Source organism: Streptomyces sp. NPDC001514, from assembly GCF_053597075.1.
The window spans coordinates 35,480-53,790 of sequence record NZ_JBSFHO010000031.1; the positions used below are offsets into that span (position 1 = coordinate 35,480).

Annotated in this window: 20 protein-coding genes; 8 read left to right on the forward strand and 12 right to left on the reverse strand. The window is 70.5% G+C overall.

What is annotated here, in order from left to right; all coding sequences use genetic code 11:
- Positions 1-17: 17 nt before the first annotated feature.
- Complete coding sequence (locus ACWCXB_RS27495) at positions 18-950, forward strand: YihY/virulence factor BrkB family protein (protein WP_450726445.1); 933 nt, start codon at positions 18-20, stop codon at positions 948-950.
- Here ACWCXB_RS27495 and ACWCXB_RS27500 read toward each other — a convergent pair.
- A complete protein-coding gene (locus tag ACWCXB_RS27500) occupies positions 898-2,157 on the reverse strand; it encodes a D-alanyl-D-alanine carboxypeptidase family protein (RefSeq protein WP_450726446.1) in 1,260 nt (419 codons plus the stop codon). The two genes, ACWCXB_RS27495 and ACWCXB_RS27500, sit on opposite strands and share 53 nt — an antisense overlap.
- A gap of 130 nt (positions 2,158-2,287) precedes the next feature.
- On the opposite strand from ACWCXB_RS27500, the gene ACWCXB_RS27505 reads away from it, so the two are divergent.
- Together ACWCXB_RS27505 and ACWCXB_RS27510 are read left to right on the forward strand one after the other, a co-directional pair.
- The gene (locus tag ACWCXB_RS27505; protein ID WP_450726447.1) at positions 2,288-2,542 is read left to right on the forward strand and encodes an SCO4848 family membrane protein; all 255 of its coding nucleotides are present in this window, start codon (positions 2,288-2,290) and stop codon (positions 2,540-2,542) included.
- 12 nt (positions 2,543-2,554) lie between these two features.
- Positions 2,555-3,988, forward strand: coding sequence for a metallophosphoesterase (locus ACWCXB_RS27510; RefSeq protein WP_450726448.1), 1,434 nt, complete (start codon positions 2,555-2,557; stop codon positions 3,986-3,988).
- Positions 3,989-4,022: 34 nt separating this feature from the next.
- On the opposite strand, the gene ACWCXB_RS27515 is transcribed toward ACWCXB_RS27510, so the two are convergent.
- From ACWCXB_RS27515 to ACWCXB_RS27530, 4 genes are all read right to left on the reverse strand, one after another.
- Positions 4,023-4,796, reverse strand: a complete 774-nt coding sequence (locus ACWCXB_RS27515) for a TetR family transcriptional regulator (RefSeq protein WP_450726449.1) — start codon at positions 4,794-4,796, stop codon at positions 4,023-4,025.
- Positions 4,797-4,807: 11 nt separating this feature from the next.
- A complete protein-coding gene (locus ACWCXB_RS27520) occupies positions 4,808-5,230 on the reverse strand; it encodes a thiol-disulfide oxidoreductase DCC family protein (RefSeq protein ID WP_450726450.1) in 423 nt (140 codons plus the stop codon).
- A gap of 6 nt (positions 5,231-5,236) precedes the next feature.
- Positions 5,237-5,671, reverse strand: a complete 435-nt coding sequence (locus ACWCXB_RS27525; protein ID WP_450726451.1) for a hypothetical protein — start codon at positions 5,669-5,671, stop codon at positions 5,237-5,239.
- A gap of 67 nt (positions 5,672-5,738) precedes the next feature.
- On the reverse strand, positions 5,739-6,983 hold the full coding sequence (locus tag ACWCXB_RS27530) for an MFS transporter (protein WP_450726452.1): 1,245 nt from the start codon (positions 6,981-6,983) through the stop codon (positions 5,739-5,741).
- Positions 6,984-7,070: 87 nt separating this feature from the next.
- Between ACWCXB_RS27530 and ACWCXB_RS27535 the strand changes: the two genes are divergently transcribed.
- Positions 7,071-7,592, forward strand: a complete 522-nt coding sequence (locus ACWCXB_RS27535; RefSeq protein ID WP_450726453.1) for a MarR family winged helix-turn-helix transcriptional regulator — start codon at positions 7,071-7,073, stop codon at positions 7,590-7,592.
- Between the two features lie 50 nt (positions 7,593-7,642).
- On the opposite strand, the gene ACWCXB_RS27540 is transcribed toward ACWCXB_RS27535, so the two are convergent.
- The 6 genes from ACWCXB_RS27540 to ACWCXB_RS27565 all read right to left on the reverse strand — a co-directional run bounded on the left by ACWCXB_RS27540 (position 7,643) and on the right by ACWCXB_RS27565 (position 12,422).
- A complete protein-coding gene (locus ACWCXB_RS27540) occupies positions 7,643-8,125 on the reverse strand; it encodes a hypothetical protein (protein ID WP_450726454.1) in 483 nt (160 codons plus the stop codon).
- Between the two features lie 86 nt (positions 8,126-8,211).
- Positions 8,212-8,970, reverse strand: coding sequence for a succinate dehydrogenase iron-sulfur subunit (locus ACWCXB_RS27545; RefSeq protein ID WP_450726455.1), 759 nt, complete (start codon positions 8,968-8,970; stop codon positions 8,212-8,214).
- Entirely contained in the window at positions 8,970-10,724 is a 1,755-nt protein-coding gene (sdhA, locus tag ACWCXB_RS27550; RefSeq protein WP_450726456.1) for a succinate dehydrogenase flavoprotein subunit, read from the reverse strand. The genes ACWCXB_RS27545 and sdhA overlap by 1 nt, the downstream gene beginning before the upstream one ends.
- Positions 10,725-10,749: 25 nt before the next feature.
- Positions 10,750-11,232, reverse strand: a complete 483-nt coding sequence (locus ACWCXB_RS27555; protein ID WP_450726457.1) for a succinate dehydrogenase hydrophobic membrane anchor subunit — start codon at positions 11,230-11,232, stop codon at positions 10,750-10,752.
- Between the two features lie 8 nt (positions 11,233-11,240).
- The gene (gene sdhC / locus ACWCXB_RS27560) at positions 11,241-11,621 is read right to left on the reverse strand and encodes a succinate dehydrogenase, cytochrome b556 subunit (RefSeq protein WP_450726458.1); all 381 of its coding nucleotides are present in this window, start codon (positions 11,619-11,621) and stop codon (positions 11,241-11,243) included.
- A gap of 186 nt (positions 11,622-11,807) precedes the next feature.
- Positions 11,808-12,422, reverse strand: coding sequence for a 2-oxo-4-hydroxy-4-carboxy-5-ureidoimidazoline decarboxylase (locus tag ACWCXB_RS27565; protein WP_450726505.1), 615 nt, complete (start codon positions 12,420-12,422; stop codon positions 11,808-11,810).
- A 277-nt stretch (positions 12,423-12,699) separates the two neighbouring features.
- Between ACWCXB_RS27565 and ACWCXB_RS27570 the strand changes: the two genes are divergently transcribed.
- From ACWCXB_RS27570 to ACWCXB_RS27580, 3 genes are all read left to right on the forward strand, one after another.
- Positions 12,700-14,310 (forward strand): beta-N-acetylhexosaminidase, encoded by a 1,611-nt coding sequence (locus tag ACWCXB_RS27570; RefSeq protein ID WP_450726459.1) that lies wholly within the window; start codon positions 12,700-12,702, stop codon positions 14,308-14,310.
- Positions 14,311-14,521: 211 nt separating this feature from the next.
- The gene (locus ACWCXB_RS27575) at positions 14,522-15,217 is read left to right on the forward strand and encodes a DUF4328 domain-containing protein (protein WP_450726460.1); all 696 of its coding nucleotides are present in this window, start codon (positions 14,522-14,524) and stop codon (positions 15,215-15,217) included.
- Between the two features lie 119 nt (positions 15,218-15,336).
- A complete protein-coding gene (locus ACWCXB_RS27580) occupies positions 15,337-15,846 on the forward strand; it encodes a hypothetical protein (protein WP_450726506.1) in 510 nt (169 codons plus the stop codon).
- Positions 15,847-15,849: 3 nt separating this feature from the next.
- On the opposite strand, the gene ACWCXB_RS27585 is transcribed toward ACWCXB_RS27580, so the two are convergent.
- Positions 15,850-17,649, reverse strand: coding sequence for an N-acetylmuramoyl-L-alanine amidase (locus tag ACWCXB_RS27585; protein WP_450726461.1), 1,800 nt, complete (start codon positions 17,647-17,649; stop codon positions 15,850-15,852).
- Between the two features lie 137 nt (positions 17,650-17,786).
- Between ACWCXB_RS27585 and ACWCXB_RS27590 the strand changes: the two genes are divergently transcribed.
- Positions 17,787-17,924 carry a hypothetical protein gene (locus tag ACWCXB_RS27590; protein WP_450726462.1) on the forward strand — a complete coding sequence of 46 codons (138 nt, stop codon included), beginning with the start codon at positions 17,787-17,789 and terminating at the stop codon, positions 17,922-17,924.
- Positions 17,925-18,311: the final 387 nt, after the last annotated feature.

Sequence of the window (18,311 nt, forward strand, 5' to 3'; positions counted from 1 at the left end):
GCGGGAAGAGGGAACTCATGGACTGGCTCACCCGGCTCCCCGTCATCGGCCCGCTCGTACAGCGGCTGATGAGGACCCACGCATGGCGATCGTACGAGCGGCTCGACCGGGCGCACTGGACCCGGCTCGCGGCGGCCATCACCTTCATCAGCTTTCTCGCGCTCTTCCCGCTGGTCACGGTCGCCGCGGCGATCGGCGCGGCGTTGCTCAGCCCTGAGCAGCTGCGCACGATCGAGGACAAGCTGGCCGAGCAGGTGCCCGGGATCTCCGAGCAGCTCAACATCGGGGGCCTCGTCGACAACGCCGGGACGGTCGGGCTGATCGCCGGCGCGCTGCTGCTCCTGACCGGCATCGGCTGGATCGGCTCGATGCGGGAGTGCCTGCGCGTGGTCTGGGAGCTGGACGAAGAGGGCGAGCACAATCCGTTCGTACGGAAGGCCAAGGACACGGTCGTCCTGCTCGGGCTCGGCGCGGTCGTACTGGCGTCGTTCGCCGCGTCCTCGCTCGGCTCCAGTGCCGTCGGCTGGGGCGCGGAACGGCTGGGCATCGAACAGGACGGGGCGGGCGGCGTCCTGCTGCGGATCGCCGCCCTCGCCGTCGCGGTGCTCGCCGACTTCCTGATGCTTCTGTACGTACTGACGCTGCTGCCCGGGGTGAAGCCGCCGCGCCGCAGGCTGATCGTGGCGGCGCTGCTGGGCGCGGTCGGCTTCGAGCTGCTGAAGCTGCTGCTCAGCGGCTATATCTCGGGCGTCGCGACGAAGTCGATGTACGGGGCGTTCGGCGTGCCGATCGCGCTGCTGCTGTGGATCAACTTCACGGCGAGGCTGCTGCTGTACTGCGCCGCCTGGACGGCGACGCCGTCGGTCGGCGACGACGCCGAAGCGCCGCGGGACGGACCTAGCGGCGCGGAAGGCGGCGGACCAGATCGGGCAGCGGCCAGCGGCGGTTGACCAGGAACACCGCCCCGGCGAGCAGTACCAGTACGCCGCCGACGATCGCGATCGCGACGCCCACGCCGGTGGAGCCCTCGTGGCTCGCGGCCGACGCCTTCGCCGGGCCCGGCCGGTTCTTCTTGCCGTCCTCGCCGGTGCCGGCCGTCGACTCGGAACCGTTGGACGGGTCCGTACGCGCGGACTTCGGCGGAACCAGTTCGCCGACCGGCTTCACCTTCCCGGCCGCCGCGAAACCCCAGTCGAGGAGGCGGGCGGTCTCCTTGTAGACGGCCTGGCTCTCGTCCGACGACGGGTTCATGACGGTGACGAGCAGCACCTTGCCGTTCCGCTCCGCGACACCGGTGAAGGTCGCGCCCGCGTGCGTGGTGTTGCCGTTCTTGACGCCCGCGATGCCCTCGTAGGGATTGAGGCCGAAGTCGCCGGTGAGCAGTCGGTTGGTGTTCTGGATCTCGAACGTCTCGCGCTTCTTGCCCGGCTTCTGCTCGCCCGGGAACTCGGCGCGTGCGGTCGAGCAGTACTCCCGGAAGTCCTTCTTCTGCATCCCGCTGCGGGCGATCAGGGTCAGGTCGTACGCGCTGGACACCTGGCCCGTCTCGTCGTAGCCGTCCGGCGTGACGACGTGCGTGTCGAGCGCCTGCAGCTCATCGGCGTGGTCCTGCATCTCCTGGACGGTCTGCGGGACGCCGCCGTTCATCTCGGCCAGTACGTGGACGGCGTCGTTCCCCGAACGGAGGAAGACGCCCAGCCAGAGATCGTGGACGGTGTAGGTCTGGTCCTCCTTGACCCCGACGAGGCTGCTGCCCTCGCCGACACCGGCGAGGTCGTTGTTCGTGACCGTGTACGCCTCGTCCCTGGACAGCTTGGGCAGGACGGTGTCCGCGAAGAGCATCTTCAGCGTGGACGCGGGAGGCAGCCGCCAGTGCGCGTTGTGGGCGGCGAGCACATCACCGCTCTCCGCGTCCGCGACGATCCAGGAGCGCCCCGTCAGATCCTTGGGGAGGACGGGGGCGCCGGGTGCGAGATCGACCTGGGTGCCTGGCTTGCCGAGCTGCGCGCCGCCGACGGTCGACATGACGGCCGGGGGCTTCGGACCGTTGTTGTCCTTCTCGACCGTCCGGGTGACCGCCGATGCGGGCGCGGCGGCGAGGGCGGGCAGCAACGCGGCGGCGGCGACCGTCAATGCGGTCTTCTTCAAAGCAGACACGGACGAGAAAGTACATGGAGTTGACGGCGATGTTGACACCGGCAGGGTGACCCGCCGCGAGCGCCGCCGGTACAGCCCATCCCCGGGACCCCGCCACACCGGTATGGAGGACACCGGTGATACTGGGTCCATGAAGCTCAGCCGCCCCGTCTCCTGGTTCCTGCTCGCGTTCGGGGTGTGGAGCTGGGTCATCTGGGTCACTTTCGTCAAGAACCTGTGGCAGGACGCCAGCGGGCTCGCCTTCGACGACGCGGGTGACCCGACTGCGTACTTCTGGGTCCATCTGCTGCTCGCCATCACGTCCTTTCTCCTGGGGACGGCGGTCGGGGTCATCGGGTTGCGTGGCGTACGCGCATCGCGTCGCGACCGCGGATCAGGGAACTGAGGGAACGGTGCCGTGCTGATCGTCCTGCTTGTGATCGCTGTCGTCCTCGCCGTGCTCGTGGGCGTCCACTGGTACGTCTGGCGTCGCCTGGTCCGCGACACGACGGTGCCGGGGAGCGCCGCGCGCCGCGCGGGCACGGTGGCCGTGGTGCTGCTTCCGCTCCTCTCGGTCGGCGCGCTGGTGTCGGGGCGCGCGGGTGCGCCGTTCTGGCTCGAGCAGGTCCTGGCATGGCCGGGCTACCTGTGGCTCGCCACGCTGCTGTACCTGACGCTGGCGCTGGTCGTGGCGGAGGGCGTGCGGCCCCTTCTGCGCCGGGCCCTGGCGCGGCGGGATGACGCCCGGTCAGTGCCCGGCCCGGGTGAGGCCGTCGACGTGGCGGCGGACGCGGGTGCGGTGGACATGGCCGCGTCGACGCGTTCGACGTCCGGAAGCACCGGCGAGCGCGCTCCGGCGGCCGCGGGCGGGTCCGCGGACGGCGCCACGAGCGTCGCCGTCGCCGTCGACGGCCGGCCGGACGCCGAAGCGCCCCGGTCCGACGCAGCCGTGGGAGCGGGCGCGGCCTCCGGCTCGGGCGCGGCTGCAGACGTACGCCAGGACATACGCCAGGACGTGCGCCCCGAGCTGTCGCGGCGGCTTTTCGTCGCCCGCGTCGCCGGCGGTGCGGCGGCCGCGGTCGCCGCGGGCACCGTCGGATACGGGACGTACGGGGTGCTGCGCGGACCCCGGGTGAAGCGGGTCACCGTGCCGCTCGCGAAGCTCGCGCGCGGGGCGCACGGGTATCGGATCGCCGTCGTCAGCGACATCCACCTCGGCCCGATCCTCGGCCGCGCCCACACCCAGCGGATCGTCGACACGATCAACGCCACGCAGCCCGACCTCGTCGCGGTCGTCGGCGACCTCGTCGACGGCAGCGTCGCCGACCTCGGACACGCCGCCGAGCCGCTCGCACAGCTCCGGGCGCGGCACGGGTCCTACTTCGTCACCGGCAACCACGAGTACTTCTCCGGCGCCGACGCCTGGGTCGACCACGTACGCGAGCTCGGTCTCACTCCGCTCCGCAACGACCGCGTCGAGATCGCCGGCTTCGATCTCGCGGGCGTCGACGACGTCGCGGGCGAGAGCGAGGGCCAGGGCCCCGACTTCGACCGCGCACTCGGCGACCGTGACCGGACCCGCGCGTCCGTCCTCCTCGCCCACCAGCCCATCGTGATCGACGACGCCGTACGCCACGGAGTGGATCTCCAGCTGTCCGGGCACACGCACGGCGGTCAGCTCTGGCCCGGCAACTTCGTGGCGGAGCTGGCCAATCCGACCGTCGCCGGTCTGGAGCGGTACGGCGACACCCAGCTCTACGTGTCGCGGGGCGCGGGCGCGTGGGGGCCGCCGGTGCGGGTCGGCGCGCCGTCCGACATCACCGTCGTGGAACTGGCGTCCCGGCAGGCCTGACGGATCACCGGCCCTCGGACCGTGCAGCCTCGGGTCAGGCTCCCGGACCTGAGTCCTTCCGGCTCACCGAACGCTTGGGCTTGCCCGACGCGGCCATCCCGGCCGCGGTCGGCATGAAGTCCCTGAGCAGCTCGTGCGTCTCCTTCACCAGGGGGCGCAGGATCCGGAAGCGGGAGAGCGAGATCGCGCGGGCCGTGACGGGCGCGAGCCGCTCGACCAGGCGGCGGCTGTTGGCGCAGCCCTCGGAGCGGTCGTACACCCAGAACAGCACGAGTCCCATCTGCTGGAGCCACAGCAACTGCGGCAGCGCCTCGGCCAGTTCGGGATCCACCTTGACGGCGGCCCCGGACAGCACCCGGCGGTGGACCTCGATCGCCGCGTCCCGGGGGCCTTCCGACTCCGGCGAGAACGGACTGAGCGGACTGTCCGGGTCGGCGGCGTTCTTGAAGAACTGGGCCGCGAACTCGTGGTACGGCTCGGCGATGTCGAGCCAGCCGAGGAGGACTCCGCGGATGCGTGCCGTGAGGTCCTTCTCGTCGCCCTCCAGGATGTCCGCGACCGCTGCCTGGTGCTGCTCGGCGATGCGGTCGTAGAAGCCCTGGACCAGGTGCTCCTTGGACGAGAAGTAGTAGTACGCGTTGCCGACCGAGACCCCTGCCTCCTGGGCGATGGCCCGCATCGTCGTCCTGTCGTAACCGCGCTCCTGGAAGAGCCGGAGCGCGGTTTCGAGGATGAGCGTGCGGGTCTGCTCGCTCTTGGCGGGCTTGGCGGCCGACTTGCTCTGCTTCTCGTCCTTGACGTCGTTCACGATGACCGAGCCTAACGGGGCGGGCCCGGGACCTCGCACCGCCCGTCCTCGCACGGTGCCGCGGTGACCTCCCGGTACTTCGCGGCGGCGAGGACGGTCACCCGGGCGAAGGGCGCGCCCGCGGGCGTCGCCAGCCAGTTGGCCCTGGGCCGGTGCTCGGCCAGGGCCCAGAGGCAGACGATCCAGGCGGCGGTGGACCGGTACACCTGGCCCCGGTCCCCGACCACGGTGATCTCCCGCAGGGTGCTCTCGTGGTCGAGATCCGGGAAGCGCCGCCTGGCCTCGTCCGACGCGGCCGGGACCAGGTCCAGCGGGACCAGCTGCGGTTGCCGGATCAGCCAGTGCCGCAGATGGACGCAGAGCGAGCACTGCGCGTCGTACAGCACGGTCAGACGCTTCACCGGTATCCCCGGCACCCCCGACACGCCGCCCATGACCGCTCACGCTCCCGTGGCAGGTGCGGCCCAGGGGCCCTGGTCGGCGGTGCCGGTCCAGCCCTGCGGCGGGACGGGCGGGGTCTGCTGGCGCTCCATCATTCCGCGTCGGCGGATCTTGTTGAGGACGTAGACATTGACGAGGTGCATGACGCCGAGGACGAGGAGTACGACGCCGAGCTTGACCGAGAGCGCCTCGAAGAGCGTTCGTGCGTCGGCGACGGCGTCGTCCTGGCTGAGGTGCAGCGCGACGAAGCCGAGGTTGACGAGGTAGAAGCCGACCACCAGCAGGTGGTTGACCGCGTCGGCGAGCTTCTCGTTCCCGTGCAGGACATCGGCCAGGAAGATCCGGCCGTTCTGGCTGAGCGTGCGGGCCACCCAGATGGTGAGCGCGACGCTGACCAGCAGGTAGATGCCGTATGCGACAACAGTGAGGTCCATGCCCCACCCTCCCTTGAACGTGTTCAAAAGGTCTTGTCGTGGACTGTAGACCTGTTCTTGAACATGTTCAAGCGGCTGGGCTTGGCACGGACCTGAAGCGCCGCACGCCCGGCACCGCCGCCGTCGCCACGCACGCGCCGCCGACGATGAACGCGGCGACGGTCAGCGGGACTTCCGGGCCCCATGCGGACGCGGCCGGCGGCGCGAGGGCGTAGCCCAGGGGCATCGCGCCGAGCGAGAGGAGCCAGTCGTACGACGTCACGCGCGCGAGCGCGTGGGCGGGGACGGCCTGCTGCACCGAGGTGTTCCACACGGGGGAGAGGAAACCGAGTCCGGCCTGTGCGATGCCGTACGCGGCGATCGTCAGCGGCGCGGGAGCGGAGGCGGCGAGGAGGGCGAGGGGCAGGGCGTACGTGGCGAGGCCGAGGTTCGCCATGAGGACCGGCCGCCCCGGCCGGGCCCGGCCCGCCAGCAGCGAGCCGAGCAGCAGGCCGACGGCGCCGGTCTGGAGCAGCGCCACCCACGCACCCTCGCCGCCGAGCTCCTGTACGGCGATGGCGGGACCGAGGGTCATCAGGACGGCTGCCGCGCCGTTCCACGCGGCGTGGGCGATGAGGCTGGTCCAGTACCAGTCGCGGGCGCGGACCTCGTCCCAGCCCTCACGGAGGTCGGCGAGCAGCGACCGCCGGGGGACGGGGACATGGCGTACGCGTACGGCGGAGAGCAGTGCGGCGCTCACCGCGAAGCTCACCCCGTCGAGGACGAACGCCCAGCCGGGCCCCGCGGTGTAGATCAGCAGCCCGGCCAGCGCCGGGCCGCTCAGCCGTGTGACGCTCTGCGCGACGCCCATCACGGCGTTGGCGCGCTGCAGTTGATCCGTGGCCACCGTGCCGGTGATCAGCGGCGAGACGGTCGGCATGGCGAAGGCGGAAGCGGCGCCGCCGATCACCTCCGCGGCCGCCACGAGCCACAGTCGCGGTTCGCCGCCGAGGAGTTGCGCGCCGACGAGCAGTTGGGTGGCGCAGCGCACGAGGTCGGTGACGAGTGCGACCGTACGGGCGTCGAACCGGTCGCCGGCGACGCCGCCGAGCGGCAGCAGAAGCAGCCTCGGGACCATCGCGCAGGCCAGAACCAGGGCGAGCGCGGAGGTGGAACCGGTGGCCTCCAGGACGGCGAGGGCGAGCGCGGCGGGAATCGCGGCGTCGCCCAGGAGGGACAGGGTCCGCCCGGCGAAGAGGAGTTGGAAGGGGCGCGAGCGCAGCGGGTGCGGCTTGGACGCAGGCGGTACGGGCAGCAGAGGCGTGGACGGCATGCACCGCACAGTATTTCGGTAACGAATAATTCGTCAACGAAATACTTTGTTCCGGAAGCCGGCTGCCACGCGCGTACGATCGGCCGCATGAACGAGCCCGAGACCCGCGACTGGACCGACGAGCACGTGGCGCGCTGGCTGCCCGTCCTGCCCGGACTCGACCCGGAAGTCGAGGGCGCCGTCACCCGGATGAAGAAGCTCATCGTGCATCTGCGCCGCGTCCGCGAACAGTCGCTCGTCGACTTCGACCTGGAACGCCACGAGTTCGAGACCCTTCACAAACTCGCCGGGCGCGGCGGCACCACCGCGCCCTCCGAACTCGCCGCCGACCTCGATCTCGCCCCCGCCTCGGTCACCGGCCGCCTCGACGCGCTGGAGCGCCGCGGCCTCGTCCGCCGTACACCGTCCACGACCGACCGCCGCCGCGTCGTCGTCGAACTCACGCCGGACGGCAGGTCGACCTGGCTGGGCGCGATGGACGTGCTCGGCCACGAGGAGTACCGGCTGCTCGGCGTCCTGAGCAAGGACGAACGCGTCCTCCTCAACGACATGTTGCGGCGCGTCATGCTGGTCGCCGAGGGGCGCGACGGGGCCGTGCGGGACGCCTGAGCGCCCCGCGCCACGAACCCGTGCCGCGCCACGAACCCTGCGCCGCGTGCCTAGATGCTCAGCGACCGCGCGTAGTTGATCTGACCCATCACCCAGTGGATCGTGTCCGGGCCGTTCGCCGGGATCATCGTCGCGTGGTGGCGGCCGCCACTGGAGACGGTGATCTGGACGAAGCCCGTCGTCCTCTTCTCCTTCATCAGCAGAAAGAGCAGGCCCAGCAGGCAGAACAGGAAGAAGACGATCGCCAGGACGACCGCGTGCGCCGGGATGTGCTCCTCGGTCCGCGACATGTCCGTGGCGTTCCACACCGCACCCTTGAGCGGCAGCGCCCCGTTCGGGGTCACGATCGCGTCCGGCATCACCGTGATGTCCCCGAGCACCAGCAGCGGAACACCCGGGGCCGTCCCCGGTGCGTCCATCGGCACGAGCGGCCCTTGCGGATAGCCGTAGCCGCCCGCGTGGCCGTACGGCTGGGCCGGACCCCACTGGTAGTCGCCGCCGTTCAGGTAGGGGTTAGGGTTCGGCTCGCTCATAAGTCCCCGCTCTCGCATGACAAAGGCCCGTTTCTGTACGGCGAGCGTACAGAAACGGGCCCGTGGCAGAGCGTGTGACTCCTTGCTCAGAAGCGGCGGGTGATCAGCGCGCGCTTGACCTCCTGGATCGCCTTCGTGACCTCGATGCCACGCGGGCAGGCGTCCGTGCAGTTGAAGGTCGTGCGGCAACGCCACACGCCGTCCTTGTCGTTGAGGATCTCAAGACGCTGCTCGCCGGCCTCGTCACGCGAATCGAAGATGAAGCGGTGCGCGTTGACGATCGCCGCCGGGCCGAAGTACTGCCCGTCGTTCCAGAACACCGGGCAGGACGACGTGCACGCGGCGCACAGGATGCACTTGGTGGTGTCGTCGAACCGCTCGCGGTCCTCGGCGGACTGCAGACGCTCGCGCGTCGGCTCGTTGCCGGTGGTCACCAGGAACGGCATGACGTCCCGGTACGCCTGGAAGAACGGCTCCATGTCCACGACCAGGTCCTTCAGGACCGTGAGGCCCTTTATGGCCTCGACCGTGATGGGCTTCTCCGGGTTGATGTCCTTGATCAGCGTCTTGCAGGCGAGCCTGTTCTTGCCGTTGATCCGCATCGCGTCGGAGCCGCAGATGCCGTGCGCGCAGGAGCGCCGGAAGGTCAGCGAGCCGTCGATGTCCCACTTGATCTTGTGGAGACCGTCGAGCACGCGCTCCTTCGGGTCGATCTCGATCTGGAAGTCCTGCCACTCCGCCTCGGCCGAGACCTCGGGGTTGAAGCGGCGGATCCGGAAGGTGACCGTGATGTACGGGGAGGCGGCAGCCTCCGCCTCCACCTTGTCCATGGTCGGTGTAGCCATCAGTACTTACGCTCCATCGGCTGGTAGCGGGTCTGGACGACGGGCTTGTAGTCGAGACGGACGGTCTCGGTGCCGTCGGCGCCGACCTCGCGGTACGCCATGGTGTGGCGCATGAAGTTGACGTCGTCGCGGTTCGGGAAGTCCTCGCGGTAGTGACCGCCGCGGGACTCCTTGCGGGCCAGCGCGGAGACGGCCATGACCTCGGCCAGGTCGAGCAGGTTGCCCAGCTCGATGGCCTCCAGCAGGTCCGTGTTGAACCGCTTGCCCTTGTCCTGGATGGACACGTTCAGGTAGCGCTCGCGCAGCTCGGCGATCTTCTCGACCGCCGTCTTGATCGTCTGCTCGGTGCGGAACACCATCACGTTGGCGTCCATCGTCTCCTGAAGCTCCTTGCGGAGTACGGCGACCCGCTCCGAGCCGGTGGAGTTGCGCAGCCGCTCGACCTGCTCCTGCACGAAGGAGGCCGGGTTCTCGGGCAGCTCGACGTAGTCGGCCTTCGCCGAGTACTCGGCGGCGGCGATACCGGCGCGCTTGCCGAACACGTTGATGTCGAGCAGCGAGTTGGTGCCGAGGCGGTTGGCGCCGTGCACCGACACGCACGCGACCTCACCGGCGGCGTACAGACCCGGGACGACGGTGGTGTTGTCCGCCAGGACCTCACCCTCGACGTTCGTCGGGATGCCGCCCATCGCGTAGTGCGCGGTCGGCTGGATCGGGATCGGGTCCGTGTAGGGCTCGATGCCGAGGTACGTACGCGCGAACTCGGTGATGTCCGGGAGCTTGGCGTCCAGCTGCTCCGGCGGCAGGTGGGTCAGGTCCAGGAAGACGTGGTCGCCCTCGGGACCGCAGCCGCGGCCCTCGCGGATCTCCGTGTAGATGGAGCGCGAGACGACGTCACGCGAGGCGAGGTCCTTCATGACGGGCGCGTACTTCTCCATGAAGCGCTCGCCGTCCTTGTTGCGGAGGATGCCGCCCTCACCGCGGGCGCCCTCCGTCAGCAGGATGCCCATGCGCCAGATGCCCGTCGGGTGGAACTGGAAGAACTCCATGTCCTCCAGCGGCAGACCGCGCCGGTAGCAGGCGGCCTGGCCGTCACCGGTCAGGGTGTGCGCGTTGGAGGTCACCTTGAAGAACTTGCCGGTGCCGCCGGACGCGTAGATGACGGCCTTCGCCTGGAAGACGTGGATCTCACCGGTGGCCAGCTCATAGGCCACCACACCGGCCGACCTGCGGACGCCGTCGACCTCGGTGATCAGCTGGTCCAGGACGTAGAACTCGTTGAAGAACTCCACGCCCTCCTTGACGCAGTTCTGGTACAGCGTCTGGAGGATCATGTGGCCGGTGCGGTCCGCGGCGTAGCAGGACCGGCGGACCGGGGCCTCGCCGTGGTTGCGGGAGTGACCGCCGAAGCGGCGCTGGTCGATGGTGCCGTCCGGGGTCCGGTTGAACGGCAGGCCCATCTTCTCCAGGTCGAGGACGGCGTCGATGGCCTCCTTCGCCAGGATCTCGGCGGCGTCCTGGTCGACCAGGTAGTCACCGCCCTTGACCGTGTCGAAGGTGTGCCACTCCCAGTTGTCCTCCTCCACGTTCGCCAGTGCGGCGGCCATGCCGCCCTGCGCGGCGCCCGTGTGGGAGCGGGTGGGGTAGAGCTTCGTCAGCACGGCGGTGCGGCTGCGCTTCGTCGCCTCGATGGCGGCGCGCATGCCGGCGCCGCCGGCGCCGACGATGACGGTGTCGTACTTGTGGATCTTCATGACGTGGATTACCTCAGCCCCGTGCCTAGCGGATGTTCGGGTCGAAGGTGAAGATCACCAGCGTGCCCAGAAGGATGGTGAACACCGTGGCGGTGTACAGCAGGCCCTTGAGCCACAGACGCGTGTTCGGCCGCTCGGCGTAGTCGTTGATGACGGTGCGGAGGCCGTTGGCGCCGTGCAGCATCGCCAGCCACAGCATCAGCAGGTCCCAGGTCTGCCAGAACGGGGACGCCCAGCGGCCGGCCACGAAGGCGAAGCCGATCTTGGAGACGCCGCCGTCGAGCACGAGCTGGATCAGCAGGTGGCCGATGACGAGGACGACGAGGACGACACCGGACAGGCGCATGAAGAGCCACGCGGCCATCTCGAAGTTGCCGCGGGTCGCCTTCGGGGTCTTACCGGTGCGCTTGCGCGGCGCCTCGATGAAGGGGGCGGGGTTGTCGACGTCGTACGGCCCGACGCCCTCGACAGCGCCGATCGCCGAAGCGGAAGAGGTCTCAGCAGACATGTCTGGCGTCAGCTCCCGAACAGTTCACGTGCGGCGTGGCCGAGGACCGGGTACAGGGCGCCCGCCATCAGCACGACCCAGATGCCCATGACGGTCCACAGCATCTGCTTCTGGTAGCGAGGGCCCTTGGACCAGAAGTCCACGGCGATGACACGAAGGCCGTTCAGCGCGTGGAAGAGGATGGCGGCCACGAGGCCGTACTCCAGCAGCGCGACGATCGGATTCTTGTACGTGGCGACGACCTCGTCGTACGCCTCGGGGGAGACGCGGACGAGAGCGGTGTCCAGCACGTGTACGAACAGGAAGAAGAAGATGAGGACGCCGGTGACTCGATGAGCCACCCAGGACCACATACCTTCCCGGCCGCGGTACAGCGTTCCAGCCGGCACGGAAAAACCCTCCGGGAGCGGGGATTGGAGCCGGCCGCCAGCGTTCTACCAAAAGTGACAGCTCTGTCGGTCTGGCCCGGCCGGGTACGGTCCACCGGCCCTGGCCATCGTAGCGACGAGATGTCGGTTCCCTCGCGCGGGGTCCATAGGTGTGATCAAACCGGCAATCAAACAGGCACGGACGGGCTATCGGGACGCTTCCCGGGCGGGCCGCCGGGGGTCCCGAGCGGGGCCTTTGGGGGCGGAGCAACGGTCCGGTTCACGAATTCCGGACGGATTCGCCACGAGATGCGCAAACCGGGCCCGGGCGAGTCGGCGCAGCTCGTCGGCGGCGACCGCCCGCTCCTCGTCCGGATCGTTTCCGAGTCGTGAGCGGATGCCGGCCAGCACCTGGTCGGGCTGCTCGTCGGGCCGGAAGCCGTCCAGGCAGATCACGAAGGCGTGGCCGAAGCTGCTCTCGTACGCGGCGTGCGCGGCGCGCAGCGCGGTGTGGGCGGCCGCGGGCGCGCCCGGGTGCAGCCCGGACGAGGACTCGTCGGCGAGGGCCTCGTCGAGGTCGGCGGAGCCGAGGTCGTAGCTCGCCTCGTCGGCGGCGGCGAGGAGCGCGTCCAGGTCGGGGTACGGGCGGTGGGCGACGATCCGCCGGGACCAGCGGCGGCTGCCGCAGCAGGCGAGCAGTGCGGTCTCGACGGCACCCGCGGGGGCCTTGTTGAAGCACTCCAGGCCGGGCGGAGGCGCGGGGCTGTGGGACGGCGACGGCGGTGTGGACCGGGAGGGTGAGGCTGGAGCCGGGATCCGCAGGACGCCGGTGTGCGATTCGCTGGACAGCGTGGGCTCCTCGGCTCCTGGAGAAGGGCTCGGCGGCGACTGGCAGGGGCGGGGTGGATGGGCCGTAACGCTATCGAGGCGCGCCGGGAGCTGTCCGACGGACCCATGAATTTCACCCGGACGAGAGCGTTTCGGTGCGCATGATAGACGGCCGCGACCACCTTCGCAGGGTTCATCTTGATTGGCCATACTTCGCCCGGAAGAGGAGGCTGATGGGATGATCCGGCAGTCAAATGGTAAGTCGTGGGGAATGTCCAGGGGCAGGCGGTTCGCGGGCCCGGCGGTCGCGGCCGCCGCGGCGCTGACCACGGTCGTGTCCTGCGCGTCCGGCAGCGGTTCACAGCCGGGCGCGCGCGGTGACGTGTCCGGGGCCGTCGCCCCCTCGCCGACAGCGACGCCGGCGGCGCCCGCCCCCACGCCGACACCCACGAAGACGTATCCGCTCTCCACGGCCCCCCGCACCATTCCTTCCGTACGGACGCACGAGGCGGCACGCGGGCCCGGCTGGCGGCCGGGTCCCGGCAGCGCGGTCGTCGTCGCCAAGGGCAGCGAGGTACTCGCCGACGAGGCCAGGCTGCTGTCCCAGGAGCTGAAGACGGACGTGCGCAACGGACCGGCACGCACCGGTGACATCGAGCTGGCGCTCGGCCCGGCGCAGAACGGGCCCGAGTCGTACACCCTCACCACCCGCGGCAACCGCGTCCGGATCACCGGTCCCGACGAGGCCGGCGTCTTCTACGGCACCCGCACCGTGAAGCAGGCCCTCCGCTCCGGTGGCGTCGTGCCCGAGGGTGTCGTACGCGACCGTCCCGAGCGGCCGCAGCGCGGGCTCAACCTCGACATCGCGCGCAAGCACTACACCGCGGACTGGATCGAGGACCGGCTGCGCGAGATGGCCGATCTCAAGCTCAACCAGCTCGGGCTGCACTTCTCCGACGACCAGGGCTTCCGGATCGCCTCCGACTCGCACCCCGAGGTCGTCTCGGCCCAGCACCTCACCAAGGCAGAGGTGCGCCGGATCATCGCCCTCGCGCAGAGCCTGCACATCACGGTCGTGCCGGAGATCGACTCGCCGGGGCATCTGGGCGCGGTCATGCGGGCCCATCCGGACCTCCAGCTCCGCAACACGCAGGGCGTGCCGCGGCAGGGCGCCATCGACATCTCGAAGCCGGAGTCGGCCCGGATCGTGGACGATCTGCTGCGCGAGTACGCGGCTCTCTTCCCCGGCGACTGGTTCCACATCGGCGCCGACGAGTACCAGGCGCTGACCGTGCGCGACCCGGCGGCCTCGTACCCGCAGCTGGCCCGGGCGGCACAGCAGAAGTACGGACCGCAGGCCGGTGTCCAGGACCTGGCCACCGGCTGGCTCAACGACCGGGCGGCGGTCGTGCGCGCTGCGGACAAGCAGCCCAAGGCGTGGAACGACGGCTTCTTCCGCGGCGGAGTCGTGCCCGGCGACAAGAACGTCGAGGTCGAGTACTGGACCGGCAAGGAGATCGGGGCACGGCAGCCGCAGGAGTACCTGGCGGAGGGACGCAAGGTCGTCAACCTCAACGACGAGTACCTCTACTACGTGCTCGGCGAGCCCAACGAGTTCACGTACCCCACCGGCCGGCGGATCTACGAACAGTGGACGCCGCTCGTCATGCGCGGCACCATCGCCGTCCCCGCGCGCTACTCCGGCCAGATCCTGGGCGCCCGCCTCGCGATCTGGTCCGACCTCTCCCAGGCGCAGACCCAGGGCCAGGTGGCGGCGGGCATCCGGATGCCGCTGCGGGCGCTGGCCCAGAAGACCTGGACACCGGGGCAGCCGGCGCTGAACTGGGCGGAGTTCACGGCCCTGGCGAACCGGCTGGGCTGAGCTGCGGCGAACGGCAGCTGTACGGCGGCTTTCTCGCTGGACGGCATCGGCGGTGCCGCATAGGGTCCGGCGGAACGGCCGGTGTCCGGCCCATCCGCAGCCCTCGGGGGAGGGGGCGCGTTGCGGCTTTCCCGTTCACGTGTCTCGTTGCCGGTTGCCGATTTGCCGGTTCCCGTTTCCCGTTTTTCTGCCCGTGGGGGGTATCTCCGTGATGAGTTCTGCGCGTCCGCCTGTCGCCGGTCCGGTACTGCGGGCACCCGTCGGTCTGTCGTACGCCGTCGTTGCCTTGCTCGGTCTGGTCGTGCTCCTCGACCTGCTGTGGCTCTACGCCGCGGCGCTCATGCGTGGGCTGATGGGCGATGTGGCCGAGGGAGACCTGAGTGCCTACGGTGACGAGGACCTGGAACGCGCCCAACTACTGCTGCGCCTCAGCCCGGGGTTCTACGCGGTCGCCCTGCTCGTGACGGCCATCGTCTTCATCCTCTGGTTCCACCGGGCCCGCATCAACGCCGGGGTCTTCGGGCCCGATCTGCAGCGCCGCCGTCCTGGCTGGGCGATCGGGTCCTGGTTCATTCCCGTCGCCAACCTCTGGATGCCGTACGGGGTCGCCGCCGACGTCTGGGACGCGAGCGACCGCGACCTCGGGGCGCCGGGGCGGCGCACGTCGCGTGCGCTCCTCAACGCCTGGTGGGCGTCATGGCTGGTCGCGTGGGCCGTCGACCGGGCCGCCACCGCCGTGGACAACCGCGCCGAGGATGCCGCGGAGATCCACGACGCCATGGGACTCCTGATGTTCAGCAACGTGGCCGACATCGTGGCGGCGGTGCTGGCGACGCTCTTCGTCCGCAAGCTGACCCGGATGCAGCACACCAAGGCCCTGCAGGGACGGACCGTGGCCACGGTGTGACGCCTCGTCGAACCACCGAGTGACGCTTTTCGGCCATGTGGCGCAGAGAAGAGCGGTACCTTCGTCCGCACCGCGCCGTACTGCGCCGTACTGCGGTCCGCACCCGACTGGAGGCGTCGATGAGCCTGGCGGAACTGATTGCTGAGGCGGATGAGCGGAGCCTGGCCGCGAGCGGTCTGGCCTGTCTCGACCGCTGCCTGCCCCTGCTGATCGACGAGACCGAGGTGCTGCGCCCGCTCTGGGCGGGTATCGCCGCGGGCGAGGACGGCTGGGCGGGGCAGCTGGCGACCGCCAGGGCCGTGCTGGACGACGCCGACGAAGCCGCGGCCCCGGTACGGAGGATGATCGGCGACGCGCCCTCGGAGTGGGCCGCCGGGCCGCTCGCCGAATGGGCCACGGCGTGCTCGGCCCTGGTGATCGAACTCCACCAGGAGCTCGACCCGACAGGCGGGACGCAGGGCCCGCTCGTGGTGGGGGAGCAGCGCCGCCAGATCCAGATCCTGGAGGTCCTTTCGGCCACTCCGGGCGGTGCGGGCCTGCGCCGGGCCCTCGACCTCTCGGTGGAAGGGCAGCGCGTGCTCCGCGCTGCCCTGTCCCGCCGTGCGAGGGCCGCCCAGGGCGCGTCCTAGGGACTAGGGACGCAGGACCCGGGCGGCGTCCGTCGCCGGAGTGACTCCATCCGGTCCGCCCCGCGCCACGACCGCTCCTCCGGCGACGAGGTCGTCGTACCCGTCGCCATCGGTGTCGCGCGCCGTGAACGGCTCACCGCTGTCCCGGCCGTCCCGGAGGCCGCGGACCGTGCCGTCGAGGGTGGGTGCACCGGTGGTGGTGAGACCGCCGGCCGAGCCGTGGAAGGTCGCGAACCCGCGGGCGGTCAGGACGGCGAGGTCGTCGTACCCGTCGCCGTTGAAATCACCGGCGGTGACGGCCCGTCCGCCGGCGCCGTGCAGAACGGCGGGTGAGCCCGTGTCGAACCCGGTCGCCGTGCCCCTCAACAGGACGAGGGGCAGGGAGCCCTGCGCCGTACGGTAGGTGAGGGCGGCGTCCGGAAAGCCGTCGGAGTCGAAGTCGCCGGTGGTGACGTCGGCGTCCACGGTCTCCCAGTCGTCGGTGTCGGTGTCGAAGTCGGTGCCGGTGTCGATGCCCGCGCCGGTGTCGATGCCCGCGCCGGCGTCGGTGTCCGTGCCTGTGCCCGTGCCCGTGCCTGCGCCGATGTCGCTGTCCGCGCCTGCGTCCGCGCCCGGGTCGTCCATGCCGGAGGCGTCCGGGAGGACCCCGGAGGCGATGGCCGCCGCGAGCGCACGGATTTCGGGCAGATCGTCGTACAGATTGTCGCCGGGGCAGTCGGTCGCGGAGCCGTCGCGGTGCCCGGAGATCCGGCGGAGCTTGGCCCTTTCGCCCGCCATGTACCTCCCGTTGTCGACGCTCGGGGTGAGGGTGACCGTACCCGCCGGATCGTGTCCGTAGAGCCCGAGCTTCCAGGCGGCGATCGCGGCGATCGCCTGCCGTACGGCCGCAGAGGTCCTTGCCGTCATGTAGTCACCGAGGACCGAGATGCTGCTCGTGTCGGTGTTGAGGCCGTACGTGTGCGCGCCCTGGACGGGCCTGTCGATGCCGCCCGCGCGGCCCTCGAAGATCTTGCCGCACTTGTCGACGAGGAAGTGGTAGCCGATGTCGTTCCAGCCCTGGCTCTCCACGTGGTACGTGAAGATGCCTCGGATGATGGAGGCCGACTCGGCGCAGGTGTAGTCGTTCGTCCCGGCGGTGTGGTGGACGAAGACCGCCTTGGTGGTCCTGTTGTACCGGGGCGGGTCCCTGACGATCGACTCGTCCGCGCCCCAGCCCGAGCGCGACGTGATGGGCGGTTCTTCGGCCAGTGCCTCGGCGCGCGGTGACGGGGCCATGGGAGCGCCGGCGCCCTTCCCCGGGTTGACCAGTTCGACGCGCAGCCCCTCCGGCAGCGCCTCGCCCTGGGCGCGCAGCTGGACCCCGTCGGACGGCCCCGTCCACAGCGGCGAGGTCCCGCCGCGCAGCGCGGTGCCGGCCCGCTCGGGGCCCGACTCGGGCGCCCGGACATCGGTGTCGAGCGGCCGCCACGCGGACCAGACACCGGTACGGCTGTCCCGGGTGCGGACCTCGGCGGTGCCGTTCAGCTGTGCGGACGCGTCGTCCCAGGTCAGGCCGATCATGCTGAACGGTGGTGTGGTCCGGGCGGGGAGCGCCCTGCGCGCCGGATCGTCACCGGCGGGCACGGGGACGGTATGGACGTCGCCGCTCGTCGCGACGGGGTCGGGGACCGTAAGTCGGGAGCCGCTCGTGGGCTCGGGGCCTGCGGGTTCGGAGCCGGCCGGTTCGGCTAGACAGAACCCGATGGACAGGGCCGCGGCGACGACCAGCGCGGTGCGGGAGCGCCTTGTGGGGCGGTTTCTCATGAGGCGCGAGCATAGGGACCGAACACCGGCAAAAGCGGCGGGCCGGGCCGCTGTCCTGCCGATGATCGCCCGAAATGAGCAGGTGATTGACGGGCCATCGGAATACGGGTCCGAACAGCCGCGGCAAGGACCGCAAGGTGCTGGTCATGCCGCAGATGTCGAAGGTCGAGCTGTACGTGGAGATCCGGCGTGACCACCGCGCCGGCATGTCGATGCGGGCCGAAGCCGAGGCCGGCCAGTGCCGTAGCAGGAAACGTTCGCCCTGTAGGTCGTGACGCGCGTCGGTCGATGTCCGCAGTTGGCCGCCGTAATCGAAGGACCTGGCCGCCCAGCCTGCCATCGGCTCGGCCGCCACGACGATGCGCTTCGCGCGTTGTGCTGCTGACTGCCGCGCCGGCGGCCCCGGAAACGGTTCGACGGCTCGGGTTTGGGAGGCGCCCCGATCCACGGTCGGGTGATGTTCACGAGTTTTGACAGCACTGCGGTTCTTGCCAGGACAGCATCGGGCCCGCTGCCCGCTGCCCGCCAACCGCTCCCTGACCACTGGCCGCCCGTCGCCGACCACCGCCGGCCGCTCGGCAGGACGACTGATTCGCTGCTCTTCCGCCCGCGATCGGAGGCTTGTCCGCTCGATGGCACGGATCCTCGGCAGCGTGCTATAC